Annotated in this window: 13 protein-coding genes, 1 tRNA gene and 1 pseudogene; 2 read left to right on the top strand and 13 right to left on the bottom strand. The window is 42.1% G+C overall.

Features of this window, described 5'->3' with window-relative positions; translation table 11 throughout:
- Nucleotides 1–10: 10 nt before the first annotated feature.
- From FA047_RS12105 to FA047_RS12130, 6 genes are all read right to left on the bottom strand, one after another.
- Nucleotides 11–1,441 (bottom strand): RagB/SusD family nutrient uptake outer membrane protein, encoded by a 1,431-nt coding sequence (locus FA047_RS12105; protein WP_136836330.1) that lies wholly within the window; start codon nt 1,439–1,441, stop codon nt 11–13.
- 11 nt (nt 1,442–1,452) lie between these two features.
- Complete coding sequence (locus FA047_RS12110) at nt 1,453–3,054, bottom strand: SusC/RagA family TonB-linked outer membrane protein (RefSeq protein WP_394347574.1); 1,602 nt, start codon at nt 3,052–3,054, stop codon at nt 1,453–1,455.
- Nucleotides 3,042–5,090, bottom strand: a complete 2,049-nt coding sequence (locus tag FA047_RS12115; RefSeq protein WP_136836332.1) for a SusC/RagA family TonB-linked outer membrane protein — start codon at nt 5,088–5,090, stop codon at nt 3,042–3,044. Before FA047_RS12115 ends, FA047_RS12110 begins: the two co-directional genes overlap by 13 nt.
- A gap of 200 nt (nt 5,091–5,290) precedes the next feature.
- Entirely contained in the window at nt 5,291–6,439 is a 1,149-nt protein-coding gene (locus tag FA047_RS12120) for a FecR family protein (RefSeq protein WP_136836333.1), read from the bottom strand.
- A 49-nt stretch (nt 6,440–6,488) separates the two neighbouring features.
- Entirely contained in the window at nt 6,489–7,067 is a 579-nt protein-coding gene (locus tag FA047_RS12125) for an RNA polymerase sigma factor (protein ID WP_136836334.1), read from the bottom strand.
- Between the two features lie 9 nt (nt 7,068–7,076).
- A complete protein-coding gene (locus FA047_RS12130; protein ID WP_205943303.1) occupies nt 7,077–7,331 on the bottom strand; it encodes an SGNH/GDSL hydrolase family protein in 255 nt (84 codons plus the stop codon).
- A 106-nt stretch (nt 7,332–7,437) separates the two neighbouring features.
- Between FA047_RS12130 and FA047_RS20520 the strand changes: the two genes are divergently transcribed.
- Complete coding sequence (locus FA047_RS20520; RefSeq protein WP_169304409.1) at nt 7,438–7,689, top strand: ATP-binding cassette domain-containing protein; 252 nt, start codon at nt 7,438–7,440, stop codon at nt 7,687–7,689.
- A gap of 17 nt (nt 7,690–7,706) precedes the next feature.
- Here the strand turns inward: FA047_RS20520 and FA047_RS20995 are convergent.
- The 7 genes and pseudogenes from FA047_RS20995 to FA047_RS12165 all read right to left on the bottom strand — a co-directional run.
- Nucleotides 7,707–7,937, bottom strand: a pseudogene (locus tag FA047_RS20995) (Arm DNA-binding domain-containing protein); the annotation flags it as partial.
- 290 nt (nt 7,938–8,227) lie between these two features.
- Nucleotides 8,228–8,301: transfer RNA gene (locus tag FA047_RS12140), tRNA-Pro, on the bottom strand.
- Nucleotides 8,302–8,420: 119 nt separating this feature from the next.
- Nucleotides 8,421–9,002 carry a tRNA-(ms[2]io[6]A)-hydroxylase gene (gene miaE, locus FA047_RS12145; protein WP_136836336.1) on the bottom strand — a complete coding sequence of 194 codons (582 nt, stop codon included), beginning with the start codon at nt 9,000–9,002 and terminating at the stop codon, nt 8,421–8,423.
- 118 nt (nt 9,003–9,120) lie between these two features.
- Nucleotides 9,121–10,809 carry a sodium/sugar symporter gene (locus tag FA047_RS12150; RefSeq protein ID WP_136836337.1) on the bottom strand — a complete coding sequence of 563 codons (1,689 nt, stop codon included), beginning with the start codon at nt 10,807–10,809 and terminating at the stop codon, nt 9,121–9,123.
- 21 nt (nt 10,810–10,830) lie between these two features.
- Nucleotides 10,831–12,159 (bottom strand): xylose isomerase, encoded by a 1,329-nt coding sequence (gene xylA / locus FA047_RS12155; RefSeq protein WP_136836338.1) that lies wholly within the window; start codon nt 12,157–12,159, stop codon nt 10,831–10,833.
- A gap of 27 nt (nt 12,160–12,186) precedes the next feature.
- A complete protein-coding gene (locus tag FA047_RS12160) occupies nt 12,187–13,455 on the bottom strand; it encodes an MFS transporter (protein WP_136836339.1) in 1,269 nt (422 codons plus the stop codon).
- A 45-nt stretch (nt 13,456–13,500) separates the two neighbouring features.
- Nucleotides 13,501–14,973, bottom strand: coding sequence for a xylulokinase (locus FA047_RS12165; RefSeq protein ID WP_136836340.1), 1,473 nt, complete (start codon nt 14,971–14,973; stop codon nt 13,501–13,503).
- A 122-nt stretch (nt 14,974–15,095) separates the two neighbouring features.
- On the opposite strand from FA047_RS12165, the gene FA047_RS12170 reads away from it, so the two are divergent.
- Nucleotides 15,096–16,121, top strand: coding sequence for a LacI family DNA-binding transcriptional regulator (locus tag FA047_RS12170; RefSeq protein WP_136836341.1), 1,026 nt, complete (start codon nt 15,096–15,098; stop codon nt 16,119–16,121).
- Nucleotides 16,122–16,147 lie beyond the last annotated feature (26 nt).

Raw genomic sequence — 16,147 nt, forward strand, 5'->3', positions numbered from 1 at the left:
ATCTGATTGGTTATGGATTGTTTTGCATGCTTGGGTTTTCATCTATTGCTTTTTGTGGAAGGCGCAATACCAAACGCTCAGGTTTAAGCATATAGGTGCTTACAACCGTACCCGTTGATGAAAACAAAGTGTGTGTGTACGTAGTGTTGCTAAAAAGAGGATCGACAGAAAGCCTTCTCATATCAAACCAGCGATAACCCAATACCGCAAATTCACGGATACGTTCTTCCATAATGAATTTTAGCAAGGGCAATTGTTGGCTGGCAATACCTGTAAGTATGGCCACACTGCCTGCTGGCATTCTTTTATTACGAAAAGCTTCAAGATCGGCAACAGCGCCTGAAAGGTCGTTTAGACGCGCCTTGCATTCTGCCCTGAGCAGATATAAATCGGACACGGTTACACCAAATTGAATAGTGGTTGGTCCAAACCTGCGTAGCATACCGTTGGGATAGGCTGAGCCTGAATAGGCGTTGGGCGTGTAAAATTTCAAACGTAAATCCGTCGGTGCATATAAATCTGCCGTTTGTTTGGTGATTACAATTTCATTGTTCGTTAAAGTCCAATTACTGGAGGCTTGCTTTCCAAACACATTTTCTTCATTGTTGGGTATGGTTGGATAAGCGGGACCGAATAGACCAATGGGTAAAAAGGCACCACCTGTAGCAAACGTTACGTTATAATCGTACAAACGCACGGGAATTGCCGAATTGCCGATATTGATAAAGGCAGCATTTAAAAGCGGCAAGGCTTCGTTATATTTACCCATAAACATATATACCTTAGCCAACAATCCTTCACCTGCGGCTTTAGACATCCGTAAACGATGCGTTGTTCTCGCAGGTAAATTTGGAATTGCTGTAGTTAAATCACTTACGATAAAGTCATACACTTCTTTTACACTTGCTCTGGTAAACTTAATTTGGGTTACGTCGGCCTCTTTTACAATAGGGAAGCCAGGATCTGTGGCTGAAGAAGTGGGATCATAGGGCTTGCCAAAATAATTAATTAATAGGAAATAGGTCCAGGCCCTTCCGGCCATAGCCTCAGCAGCTATCGATAGTTTTTGCTGTTCGGTACCGTCTGTTGATTCGGGTACTTCCGTAATCACCTTATTGTACATATAGATGTTCTGAAGCGGCACTTTCATCTCCGCAGCATCCTCGGTTGGTTCATATACTACGTCTTCCCAGCGGAAAAGCCGTTGGGTTTTCAGCGCTGAACCGCTAAAATAAGGTTCAACAGCGGCAACTTCATCGCCCATAGGCGCCTGGGCACTCGCACCTATATTTACAAAATCCAGATTACTGAGCAGCAGATCATAATCAGCCGTTTTCTGGGCAATCAGCTTTCCTTTGGGAGTTACTTCCAGAAAAGATTTTTTGCAAGCGCACAACGTAGCGATTGCGATAGTAAGGGTAAGTTTATATATCGTTTTCATTTCTGTTTCAGTTAAAATTTGACATTCAGTCCGAATGATACTGCATTTTGATTGGCTAGCATACTTCTGTTACCGAAGGTGGCACTGATAAATTCTGGATCAATGCCATCCTTATTGGCTTTCCAGAGCATTACATTAGATAATTGAAGCCTGAAAGTGACTTGATCTGCCTTCAAATTATCTAGCAATAAAGCAGGCAGACTGTACCCCAACGTAATATCTCTTAGCTTAACAAAAGATGCGCTCACCACATTGATGTCGCCTCTGGTATAATGGGTAACATCTCTACGTGCCGTACTTATAGCGGGATTCGCCACATAAGACGGAATGTTGGTGTGCGATTCGTCTCCAGGCTGTCTCCAGCGCGCTGCAAAATCCGCGTGTAGGTTTCCGCCTTTAAAACCAGCTCCCGTACTTAAATTCTCTATATTTCCATGCAAGATGCGGCCATAATAAAAACCATTTACATCTCTTCGCATCACATGGCCCAGATTAAAGACCGCATTTGCACTTAAACTAAAGCTTTTGTAATTAAATACATTGGCTACACCGCCGCTCCACACCGGTTGGTAGGTACCCATATACTTGGCATCGTTTACCTTTGATACATTAGGTGTTTTGGTAACGGTACCATCGGCTAATTTAATCTGCGGGTCGCCCATGTTGTCTAGTCCCGCATATTCGTATGCAAATACAGCAAAGGCAGGATAACCAGCTACATATTGTTGGTTTACTCTATCCCTTCCGGTAGTTACAGGAGCACCCAGATTTAATTTGGTGATGGTATTTTTATTATAGGCTACGTTAAAAATAGTATTCCATTTAAAGTCGCCTTTGCGGATATTCAAGGTATTTAAGCTCAACTCAATCCCTTTATTTTCAAGGTCGCCCAAATTACCTACAATGCTGGCATAGCCCGTAAATGTGTTCGTAGGCAGGTAGCCCAACAGATTATCGGTCTTTTTCCGATAAACATCAACTGAACCGCTAATCTGGTTGTTTAGCAAGGCAAAGTCTAGTCCCAAGTTAACGGTACTTGTACTTTCCCAGGTCAGTTTGGCATTAGATGGAGTAGCTACACGTAATCCTACGCCGCCAGGCAAGAAGCTACTTCGCTGGGTAGCAAGGATATCGTATGATGCCGCAGTACCTGGAGCCGGCGAATTACCGGTTAAACCGTAAGTAGCTCTGGTTGCTAGGTGATTTAACCACATCAGATCTTTCATGAAACGTTCTGAACTAAGTATCCATTTTCCACCCACACTCCATATGGGTTTATTTTGCGCAGATTTATCAAGCCCGAATAAGTTACTCTGGTCTACACGGAAACTTCCATTCAGCACATATTTCCTGTCGAAAGTGTAACCCGTATTAGCGTAATAGGAAGTAAAACGGGTTTGGCGATCTGCCTGATTAAATATATCGTTAGTCAGAATACTTCTGCCTGCGTTGTTTGGCATAACAGGCCCGGTTACGCCGGTAACACCTAATGTTGCATAATCTACCGCACCAAAGCTTTGCAACAGGTCGTTATAGCCCCTCACCAAACTGCCGTTCGTAGTTTCTCGTTGTTCTTGAGCTTCCTGCCCTACCAAAAGGCTTAACTGATGCAAATCCGTGTTCCAGTTGCGATTATAACTAAGTTGATTTCTAATGGTCCAATTTTGCTGGTTAACATTACTAATACTATACTTACCGCCATTATTCGGGAGGGAATAAACCGGTGTGTGAGCGTGGGCGCAACGGTAAACTGTACCAGTTCGCTTCTTACTTTATAGCTTTTGGTGTCTTCGTAATTTTCACGCTTTCCGCTTCCTTTTACAAAGCCATAGGTTCCTTCAAATTTAAGTCCATCTATTAACTTTACATTTACGCCTAATACGTTACGGCTAAGTATAGTATTATCGTTAGTGTATCCATAATCAAACTCATCTAGCGGATTATAATTTAAACTAACGCGACTGCGGTTCTCATAATCTATACGATTTTCATCGCTCAAATAGCCCATATAAGGCATCGAAATGTTAGCACCTGCGCCATCTCTAAACAACTGATAAGGGTAATAAAAGTTATCGATTTGTACGGTACGTTTACTACTCGAAATATTATTCGTAAGATCTGTAATGAGGTTAAGCTGAACGGCTTTTCCAAGAGAAAGATCCTGCCTTAAATTAATTTTATACGCATTGTTTTTTTCACCCGGACGGTTGCTCATCGTATTGGTATAGGCACCAGAACCGTAAACTGCATACTTGCTACTGCCGGTAGAAAACGACAGGGTATGGTTCATTAAGGAGGCATTTCGATACCAAAGGTCTCTAATTTGTTGCCTGTTGTTTTGATTAGCAAGGCTGTCCAGACTTGCTTTCGCTTGTGCTTGTGTAACAAGACCTCTTGATAAATTGTATTGAATTCTTTCATGTGGGGCTACACCAGAACCACCCGTATTAACAAAACCTGAAACAGTAGCCCAAGGGTTTATTACGGGATCAAAAACTTCGGTAGCTGCCTGAATAAACTGCTGACTATTTAACGTTCTGTAGTAATCCAGATCAGGCCGTCCCTGAAAATTGTAAAAGGCATCGTAATTGATGTTTAATTTTTCGCCGCGTGAGCCCTTTCTGGTTACTATCACAATTACCCCATTAGACGCCCGAGCACCCCAGATAGAAGCCGCTGAGGCATCTTTTAATACGGTAATATCTTCTACATCTTGCGGATTAAGGGTAGATACATCTTCCATCGGAATACCGTCGACCACAAATAATGGATTTCTATTGGTACCCGAATAAACGCCCAGCTGATCTGGAATGCCTACCGTAGCCAATCCGCGTACTAATAATGGGTTCTGACTGGCACTGGGTGAGTTGTTGACGGTGAGGCCTGCTACTAACCCATCCAAACGTTGCAATATATTCATGCTACCTGTACGGTTTTCGATAATGGCCATATCAGGCTTGCCAAAAGAACCTGCACTTCTTTCCTTCGACAGGCTTTGATAACCTGTATTTATCGTCACCATTACTTCGTCCAACTCACTTGCATTGGGCACCATTTTAATGGTACCCATGTTTCTTAAAATCTTTAAACGTTGGGGTTTGTAGCCTAGATAGTTTACAATTAGCGTGGCATTTTCATTAACATTTTTTAATGAAAACTCTCCGGCAGCATTGCTCATTACTGCACCACTAACTCTTACTACGGTTGTATTGCCTTCTTCATTTAGTACAACCGCAATGGTAGCTCCAGATAAAGGCATATTGTTTTCATCAACCACGCGACCAATGACGTCGATATTGGCAGGGCGCAATGGCTGGTTGCTGGGAAAAATCGTTTTCTTTCTGATCACCACCGTCTTGTCTTCGATCTCATAGCTTAGCGCAAGGTCTTTAAAAAGGCTTTCTAGGGCGTCCTCTATATTGGCATTGGTTACAAAAATGTTTACCCGTTGATTTTTGGACACGATCTTGCTGTCATAGTAATAGTCATAGCCACTTTGTTTTCTAATTTCTATGAGTATGGTTTCAAGGTTCGCGTTGCGCTGGTTTATGGTGATGCGCTGGCCAAACGTAGCCGCACTGACCTGCATGAGGGAGACTAGCAATATAACGGTGGTTAATCGCATAATTCGCATTAAAATTTTATACATTTGTTTAGTTTCGGTTAAGCAGCGGCCTTTGTCCTCGAAAAACTTGTGGCCTACTGCGGTTTAACAGTTGATTAATTGATTGTTCCGAACTGCAACCAGGTTCCGATTGCCATCGGGATCTGGTTCGTTATTTTATTGTTCGAACTACTCTGTTTGTAAATGTTTGATCATGTTCTGATTTTGAAAGGTGAATAATTCTGTTATTTATAGATGTAAACTTTTCTGCCTTGAACTCTGAATTTAACCTGACCCGATCTTTCGATCAATTTGAGTACGGAAGACAGTTTTTTGCCTCTTGAAATGTAACCGCTGGACTGGATATCGTCGGGAATGGAGCTATCATAAATTAGTTCTACGTCATACCACCTGGCAATCTTACGCATGGCCGTCCGGAAATCTACGCGGTTAAGGAAAAAGTCGCCGTTTTTCCAATCAGTAACACTTTCTATATCTGCCTCACCTACTTGAAGGGCTGTTCCGTTATTTGAGGCCTGCTGTCCGGGTTTTAAAGTTACTTTATCAGTGTTTCCTCCAGTCCGGCTAGCTCGTTTTGCAGGTGATGAAACTCGAACAGATCCTTCTAATAAGGTGGTCTTTGTTGCTCCTTCATCCGAATAGCTATTGATGTTAAAATGCGTGCCCAGTACCTCAACTTCCTGTCCCTTGCTTTCTACCACAAAAGGGTGCGCCCTGTCTTTTGCGATCTCGAAATAAGCTTCTCCCTCAAGCTTTATACTGCGTTTTCCATTCTTTAATAATGAAGCCGAATACGTTAATTTAGAAGCCGCGTTAAGCCAGACTTTACTTTTGTCTGGCAAGGTTAAAATGTAGGTTTCTCCTTTTTCGGTAGACAAAGTATTGATTTTATCCGAACTGCCTGCGCCTTCTTTTAGCTCGTAAATTAGCTGGCCATCTGCGGTTTTAGAGATGCTGATCCCGGCTTCATTTGCCAGTTCAACGTTGGCCTCATCAGATAACCTGATCTTTTTGCCGCTAGCTAAAGTTAAGGTAGCACTAAGTGCACCGGGAGGTATGTCGTTAGTAACTACTACCTGATTATTTATTTCCTTCGTTTTTAGATCGTAATAGAACAATCCTGCACCGGCTATTAAAATAATAACCGCCGCTGCCACCAAACGAGGCCAAAGCTTTACGGATTTAGATTTTTCTTTTGTTGCAAATGCTTGATCTAATGCCTGCATATCGGTTAAATAACGGCTCGTATTTTCGAATGGCACCGCCTGGTCTGCATAATGATTATACCACGTTTCCAGCAGTAGGCGTTCCTCTGAAGTAATGGTGCCATCCCGTCGTTTAATTAATAGCTCTTTTAACGTTGACTTTTTCATAATCTTCCCTTATAAAACGTCAGACGGGCAACTCAGCCTTAGGGGTACTTTAAAAAAAGAAAAATATAGTTAATTTTATTTTTAACCGAAGGATTTTAATAGCTCGCTGCGCCTGTTTTTTTACGGTATGTTCGGATAAATGGAGTTTTTCGGCGATTTCCTTGTAGGAAAGCTCACCATTTCTGCTCAGTTCAAAGACTTCTCGCATCTTTTCAGGGAGGCGAGAAATTTCGGTTTGGATAATACGCGCCAATTCCTTTTCGCTAACGAGATCATCGGTAGAGGAAATGCCCGTCTCTAGCAACCTGTCAAATGAATCCGCATATTTGATAATGACCTTTTGATGGGCAATGTAGTCCAGTATTTTATTGCGGATCGATCCGTACAGGTAATTGTCGACCGCCGCAGGAATAACCAGTATTTCACGTTTAGACCAGATAGCTGTAAATACATCCTGAACAATGTCCCTTGCCTCATCCTGATCGCCAAGCATCCGTTTGGCGTGAAAATATAGGGGTTCCTTATAACGTCTAAATAATTCTGAAAAAGCCGTATGATCTCCTGAACCGATCATTTTAATAAGATCAGTGTCTGAAAATCCCCGATATGAGCGTTCATCCAGACTCATTTGCTTTTATTATCGTTCTGTAAGTTGAGGCTGCAAGTAAACCCAAACAGTCTCAGCCAAAATCTTATCCCCTGCCGCTGTCGGATAGATCCCATCTGGCTGATTTAAACTTGGCACTCCCCCCACTTTATCCAATAGAAGAGGAATTAGCATCATGTTATTCTTTTCGGCCAATGCCGGAAACATATTTTTGAAATCGCTTGCATACGGATTACCCATATTTACGGCCAAAACCATCATATAAAACACATGTTTTCGTAACATCTCCATTTTTTTAAACTCTAAAACTCAAAATAAATTTTCTTTAACAGAAACAAGAATACATTTATTTTGATTTCAAATATAGCTAAAACTTAAATACGCAAAGCCATTGAAAAACATACTCGAGATAAAGCAAGTTAGCAAAACCTACCGAAGCGCTAACAACACCCTTACCGTATTAGAAGATATTAATTTAGCCATAACCAAAGGTGAAACCGTAGCCATTACAGGTCCCTCAGGTAGCGGCAAAACCACATTGCTCGGTTTATGTGCGGGTTTAGATGGCGCAAGCGCTGGCTCTGTTGCTTTAAACGGCATTGCTTTAGCGGTTACCAACTGTTTGTTAATAATGAAATCTTGATAGTGGGAAGCTAATAAGCATCTACATTGTTCTAGATAGCTGTTAAGTGATTTGAGCGTTTCGTTTCTGGGTTTAGCTAACCCTTTAGATTGCTTCCAATCGCTTAGGTCTAACATTCTTTTAAGTGCTACTTCGCAACGGCTCTTGTTAACCACAATACGAACATAGATTGCAGCCTTGCCATTTTTGCCCCGATTCATCCTTACACAAAATGAATCCCGAAAGTGTTTGTTGATCTCATCTTTCATGATTTAAATACTTACATGAATTGATATAAATCAATTAATCAAAACAGTTTGCCAGATAACTAAAAAAGTAATTCATTTTGACACAAATGAATTCAAATAATATTAGTTCAAATCTTTGAATATCAATTAGTTAAACTCTTTATGATGAACAAATATAAATATTAAATCTGTTCGCCTTATTGTTCGCATGACAGGAGGAATAGTATGTACTGAAAAGGATTGCTTAAAAGCTAAAAAGCCCCTAAATAGTGATATTTAGGGGCTTTTGCATCCAGATGAACTGGGAGGTGTCGGGGTGGCAGGATTCGAACCTACGACCTCCTGCTCCCAAAGCAGGCGCGATACCGGGCTACGCTACACCCCGAACTGGTATCTTCTTTTTTGATGGTGCAAAGATATAAAAATCTTCATTACCTCATAAATAAATCTTCGTCATATTCAGTTAACCTCACAGAATCAACAAATTAAATTTCATTTACCTTATTATCCATGAATAGCTTCCTTATTCCCAAAACTCTGAATCAGCTCTCCTTCAAATTCAAGCCACTCTTTCCACCTCTTATCAACATCAATATCTATTGTGTATTTTCTGGCAAAATTTAGAAATACCGTATAATGTCCAGCTTCAGAAATCATCAGGTCGTGATAAAACTTAGCCAGCTCCTGGTCTTTAATATTTTGCGACAACACACGAAAACGCTCACAACTTCTTGCTTCAATCATTGCGGCAAATAAAAGACGGTCTATAAATGCAGAATTTCTGCTTCCGTCTCTTTTACTAAATTTTACCAGCTGCCCAACGTAATCATCTTTTCGCTCCCGCCCGAGTGTATATCCTCTTTTCTTAATAATGTCTACCACCATCTGAAAGTGCTGCATTTCCTCAAGTGCAATAACCGTTAGTGATTCCACCAATTCCATATGCTCTGAATTATTGGCAATAATGGTGATCGCATTCGTTGCTGCCTTTTGTTCACACCACGCATGATCAGTCAGTATCTCTTCCAAATTTGATTCAGCAATGTTTGCCCACCTCGGGTCTGTCAATAATTTCAATCCAAGCATAATAGATAATATCTCTTTCTCCCAAAATTAGGAAAGATTTGATACTTAACACCGCGCAAAAGTAAAAAGCCTTTAAATCAAATGATCTAAAGGCTTTTTATCTCAACGAATCTCTTGCCTACCAATAAATAGTGTATAAAGCGATCAGCAATCCACATATAATGAGTGCCCCTACTGTAAAGCTTCTGTTCGTTTTAAACATTCCGCTATCAATATCCAGCCCTTTTGCAACAACCCCCCTTTTGGTTTCAAAAACACTAATCAGGTACATAACCACCATACATATCAGAAAAACAAATCCCATACGGTCCAGAAAAGGAATTTCATATAGCATGGAGCCATCTTTTTGCTCAACCAGCTTTGAAAATCCGGAGGCGCTCAGGAATTGGAGATCGACAACAAAAGGCATGAACTTTAATAGAACTGAGAGTGCAAAGCCTCCTACAGTCGCAAATAAAGCTGCATTAGAGGTCGTTTTCTTCCAGAAGAAGCCTAGTATAAACATCGCGAAGATACCCGGTGAGAAAAAGCCGGTATATTCCTGTATAAACTGAAACCCTCCTTTTTTATCAATACCCAGCAATGGAGCAATCAAAATGGCGATCAGCATAGACAACACAACAGCCCATCTCCCTATAAACACCTGTTTGTCTTCATGTGCATCTTTGTTGATGACCTTCTTGTAAATATCGAGCGTAAATATCGTTGCAATACTATTTGCTTTACCGGCAAGTGAAGCCACGACTGCCGCCGTAAGTGCCGCAAAAGACAATCCTTTTAAACCGGTTGGCAAAAGGTTCAGTAATACGGGATAAGCTGTATCCGGCACTACTTCACCACCCTGACTCATGCTGGTCTTGAAATCACCATAACCTTCCTTATAGAGTACATAAGCTGCAATACCGGGCAAGACAACAATAACTGGCATTAATAATTTAAGAAAGGCTGCAAAAAGAATTCCCGAACGGGCAGTTTTAAGATCTGCTCCCAGTGCTCTTTGGGTAATGTACTGATTACAGCCCCAATAATTCAGGTTCACAATCCACATTCCACCTATCAATACTGTAAGTCCGGGCAAATCCAGGTAATTCTCATTGTCTTTCTTTAAGATCATGTGAAAATGTTCTTCTGCTTGCGTAGTCAATAGTTTAAAACCTTTCAATACCCCGCTCGAACCAAAATGCGTAGCAACCAGGTCTAATGCCAGGTAAGTGGTCGCCAATCCACCCAATATCAAGAAAAACACTTGTATCACATCTGTATACCCAATCACCTTCATTCCCCCAAGTGTAATAATGATGGCAAAAATGGCCAGTATATACATACATGCAGTCAAATTAATTCCTGATATGCTGTGTATCGCCAACGCACCGAGGTAAAGGATTGAGGTCAGGTTTACTACCACATACAGCAACAACCAGAATACCGCCATGATCATGGCCACGGTACTGTTGTACCTCTGATGCAAAAACTGTGGCATCGTATAGATCTTATTCTTCAGATATACCGGAATAAAGAATATAGCCACAATAAGCAATGTGGCCGCAGCCATCCATTCATAGGTAGCAATGGCCAGTCCCATTTTAAAACCCGAACCACTCATGCCGATAAATTGCTCAGCAGAAATATTGGAGGCAATTAAAGATGCGCCAATTGCCCACCAGGTAAGCGAATCTTTCGCCAGAAAGAAATCTTTAGAATTCTCCTTATGTGCTCTTTTTTGGCGGTATACCCACCAGCCATAAAAAGCAACGATCAGGAAATAAATCAGAAATACTGCGTAATCAAGTGTTCCAAGTGTTTTCATAAAACCCTATTGAGTGTCCAATTAAATATATCTGTTGATCAGGTTTTCTAAATATTCCTGTCTTCCGCTTCTTGTCTCAGGTTCGCCATGCTGTACCGCATATTCACGAAGGTCTTCCAGACTCAGCTTTCCTTCTTCAAATTCCTTTCCTTTGCCGCTGTCATAAGATGCATACCTTTCCGTCCTTACCTTTTTATATTCAGAATCCTCAAGAATTTGATGGGCTATGATCAGCGCACGTGCAAACATATCCATCCCGCCTATGTGGGCGTAGAACAGATCAGCCGGATCAGTAGAATTTCTGCGTATCTTCGCATCAAAATTAATCCCGCCTCCCTGCAAACCACCACTTCCGTGAATGATCAGCATAGACTCTACAATCTCATTGATGTTGTTTGGAAATTGATCGGTATCCCATCCATTTTGATAATCGCCCCTGTTTGCATCTATAGAGCCCAGCATTCCGGCATCTGCCGCCACCTGAAGCTCATGCTGGAAAGTATGCCCTGCAAGTGTAGCATGGTTTACTTCCAGATTCAGTTTAAAATCATTCAGCAGGTCGTATTTCTGAAGAAAACCAAGTACCGTTGCCGAATCATAATCATACTGATGTTTTGTAGGCTCACAAGGTTTAGGCTCGATAAAAAACATTCCTTTGAAACCATTCTTACGGGCATAATCTTTCGCTGTATGCAGAAATCTGGCCAAGTGCTCTTGTTCACGTTTCATGTCGGTATTTAGCAGCGACATATAGCCTTCTCTCCCGCCCCAGAAAACATAATTCTCTCCTCCAAGTTGGATCGTTGCATCCAGAGCTGTCTTTACCTGTGCGGCACCATGTGTCAGTACATGAAAATCAGGGTTTGTCGCGGCACCATTCATATATCGTCTGTGCGAAAACAAATTGGCTGTGCCCCACAACAACTTTACACCTGTCTCCTGCTGTTTTGCCTTAGCATAATCCACCATAGCCTGCATCCTTCGCTCATTCTCCTTAATGTCATTGCCATGGTCTACTACATCGGTATCATGAAAGCAGTAATAAGGAATGTCCATCTTAGTCAGGAATTCAAACGCTGCATCCATCTTGTCCTTTGCGCGTCCTATAGGATCATCTTTGACATCCCATGGAAAAATATGTGTCGCACCGCCAAATGGATCTCCCCCATTTCCACAGAAGGAATGCCAGTATGCACCGGCAAAACGCAGGTGGTCTTTTAAAGTCTTTCCTCCGATTACCCTTTCAGGATCATACCATCTAAATGCCAATGGATTGTCGGTTCCCAGACCTTCAAATTTAATCTCTCCGATCCCTTTAAAATATTCTTTTTCAGCAGTAATTTTTGTCATCTGATGTGGTATTTTTTGTTCAATAGATTAGTTAATAACTTGTTTGGCTTTTCTCGAGCGCATATAGACCACCAATCCGCCGAAAGCAGCGATTAATATCAATGGCAAAATTAATGTCACTTGTAAGACTTCCGGACCGGCGAGATTTTTGGCTGCATCTAAAGCTGTGGCTTCGGCAGATCCTCCTGCCGAAGCAGTATAGGCTCCCAGATCAGCCCCTGCGGGCAGGTGCTTAACGATCAGTCCGTCATAATATCCTCCCATAAACATGGTAAAAACAGATACCGCAAACATACCCGCGCCACCCATCAGGTTTAAGCCCAGTGCGCCCGACTGCGGAATATTTTCAGCCACAAACCCAATCATCGTAGGCCAGAAATAACAAACGCCAATACCAAAAATGACTGCGGCAAAGAAGATAGAATTGCCTGTAAATGTACTGAGCATGTACAAACCGGCGGCAGAGAATATAGCCGAAAACAGCAGCACTCCTGCCGGTGCCAGCTTTTTTACAATTGGTTTTGCAAAAGCACGGCCCAAAACCTGCATACCAGCTGTAAGTGTAACTAGTAAAATGGCATTTTCAGTCACGTTTTTCAACAGCAAACTGATCCACTGACCGGTAAATAATTCTGTGATCCCGGTCATGAACATACACAGTACCATAAACAGGAACAATGGGGATACTACTGCTTTATACATGTCCCCGCTGGAGAAACCCGATGAAACCCTTTCGGTAACCGGAAATTCCAGTTTTGAAAAAAGAAAACCATAGATCAGCGTCGGGATAAGCATCAATGCCACCTGCACCTGCCAGCCAATCCCCAGGTGTATCAGTAGGGTGACCAATAAAGTTCCTATTACAATACCGCCCGGAAACCAAAGGTGAAAATAGTTAAGTCTGGTGGTTTTATCATCTGGATATAAAGTAGCCACAAGTGGATTACACGCTGCTTCAACTGTACCGTTAGCGATACCGATCAGTAAAGTAGAGAAAAACAAAGTCCAGTATCCCGTTGCGAAGATCGTCAGTGCAATACCAGCCAGGTGGAATACGAACGCCATGACCAGCAACCGCTTCATTCCTATAACGTCAACAATAAAACCGCCGATGATTACAGCAAGCGGAAAGCCCCAAAAGGCTGTGGCAGTAATGGTACCCAACTGGGTAGCACTCAATTGAAAGTCGGTACCCAGTTGTCCCATAATTCCGGCACGGATACCAAAGGAAAGTGAGGTGACCAATAAGGCCAGACAACTGGCCCAGAATAGCTTAGAGGTTTGAATATTAGGCATATATTTGGTTTTTAGTTTAGTTCGTATTGTTGTGGTTTAGGTATGTTATAGTTGTTTTTCAAGCAGGTCTTTCCAATCCAGGTAATCTCCTTCAAGCTTTACACCATCTGGCTCCACCAGTTTCACCGGCTTACTGTTGACAAATGCCTCTGCTGCTGATTTAAATAATCCCGCTCCTATTCCTGCCCCTACCGCAGCACCGTAACTGCCATCATTTTCATAAAGTTCAACCGGGATTCCTGTGATGTTTACAAATGTTTGTGTGAAAACATCGCTTAAAAAGAGATTCGATTTTCCCGCCCTGATCACCGATGGCTCCATGTCGTTTTCTCTTAAAATGTCCAGTCCGTACCGAAAAGAAAATGCAATCCCTTCTTGTACTGCACGAAAAACGTGGGCATTGGTATGGGTATTTAAATCGATGCCATGCAACTGAGCCCCGACAATTCTATTGTGAAGCATTCTTTCTGCTCCGTTTCCAAAAGGTAATATACGCAGCCCATTGCTCCCTGCCGGAACGCCCGCAGCAGCGCCATTCATCTGCTCATAACTAAGCGAATCGCCAAAACGGGCTTTGGCCCATCTGTTCATACTTCCGGCTCCATTTATACAAAGCAGCACTCCAAGTCGCTGTTCATCAGCGCTATGGTTGACATGCGCGAAAGTATTAACTCGGGAGCCTCTATCGCAAACCAGCTGGTCTGTAACGCCATAGATTACCCCGGATGTTCCGGCCGTAGCTGCAACTTCACCTGGTCTTGTTACGTTTAGTGACAAAGCATTATTGGGTTGATCTCCAGATTTATAAGATACAGGGATCCCGGCTTTTAATCCCAGCAAATCTGCTGCAGATTTCAACAGTGCGCCATGTGATGAAAACACAGGCCTGACCTGAGGGATCAGTGAATGATCAAAACCAAAATAGTCCATCACATCTTCCGAAAGGCCATTCTTTTTAAAATCCCAGAAGATGCCTTCTGATAAAGCTGAACTACTTGTCGTAATTTCGCCGGTAAGTTTCATCGCAATAAAATCACCTGGCAGCATAGCCTTATCAATTTTGGCGTACAACTCAGGTTCATTTTTTTTCACCCAGGCCAGCTTGGAAGCTGTAAAATTTCCGGGCGAATTGAGTAACTGCTCCTGCAAACAGCTTTCACCAAGTACAGCGACTGCTTCCTCTCCTATTTCAACTGCACGGCTATCGCACCATATGATGCTATTCCTTAAACTACGCCGGTCTTTATCTACAATGACTAGTCCATGCATCTGATAAGCAATTCCTATGGCTGCAATATCTGTGGGATTGTAAGAATATTGCCTATTACAAATAAGAATGGCTTGCTGTACATGATTCCACCATATTTCCGGTGATTGCTCGGCCCAGCCACTTTGTATACTGATGATCTCCGACTCCACGGGCGGATAACTCGATGTACCAATAATAGCACCTGAAGAGGCGTCTACCACGGATATTTTAATTGAGGATGTACCTAAATCGATACCTAGTAATAACATTTATTTGGTTGTTTGGTAAAATGAAGTTAAGGAAATAATCAATAAAAGCAATCGATTGCCTAAAATAATATTTGCATATTTACATCTTGTTGTGTCTCTTCGACATTAGTAAAATATATACCATGAAACAACCAAAAAGGGTTACGATCTACGACATTGCAAAAAAGCTGAATTTAAACCCCTCTTCGGTATCAAGGGCTTTAAACAATGGCGGTAATGTCAGCATCGCCACAAAGCAGCTGATCCTGAAAACTGCTGAGGAAATGAACTATAAGGTGAACAGCGTTGCTGCTAATCTTCGTACCGGTAATAACCAGACCATCGGCGTCATCGTCCCTCATATCAACCAAAATTTCTTCTCAAATGTAATTGCTGGTATTGAGGAAGTGACTTATCAAAAAGGCTATAGCCTTGTAATTTGTCAATCCAATGAATCAGCCGAAAGAGAGATAAAATGCGTCGATACCCTGACCAATCAACACGTAAGCTGTATCATTATATCTGTAAGTGCAGATTTTAAAGACAGCAGTCATTTGGAAAACATACAGAAACAGGGCATCCCACTGATTCAGTTTGACCGTGTAGCTGATGAATTGGATACGATGAAGGTCCTCAATGACAATGAAAGTGCCGCCATGGAAGCCGTTTCTCATATGATAGCACAAGGTTATAAACGCATAGCATTGCTCGAAGGACCTCAGAATCTGAATATTTTCAGGCAGCGCAAAGCAGGTTACCTGAAGGCAATGAAAAAGCACAACCTTCCGGTCATTCCAGAGCTGATCATGGAAAATGCCTGGACTAAAGAATTGGGGGCCACCGCGACCAGAACGCTCTTAAAACTGGCTGAACCACCGGATGCCATCTTTGCCTCCACTTCTGACTTTGCAGCTTTGGGTGCATTGGAAGTAGCGACCGAAATGAATATTCAGGTACCACAACAACTGGGGATTTGCGGTTATTCTAATGAATCATTCGGAACAATTGCCAATCCTTCAATTACAACCATAGATCAGCACAGTATTTTAATGGGCAAAACCATCGCTCAGCTTTATTTCAACGAGCCGGATTCCGGTATCTCCATCTCTGAAAATCAGATTGTCTCCATTCGTCCGGAATTAATCATCCGAAACTCAACATTAAAATAGGCCGTTCACTCCATCACTGTTATTTT

Origin of the sequence: Pedobacter frigoris (genome assembly GCF_005116445.1) — a bacterium.
Taxonomy (GTDB): Bacteria; Bacteroidota; Bacteroidia; order Sphingobacteriales; family Sphingobacteriaceae; genus Pedobacter; species Pedobacter frigoris.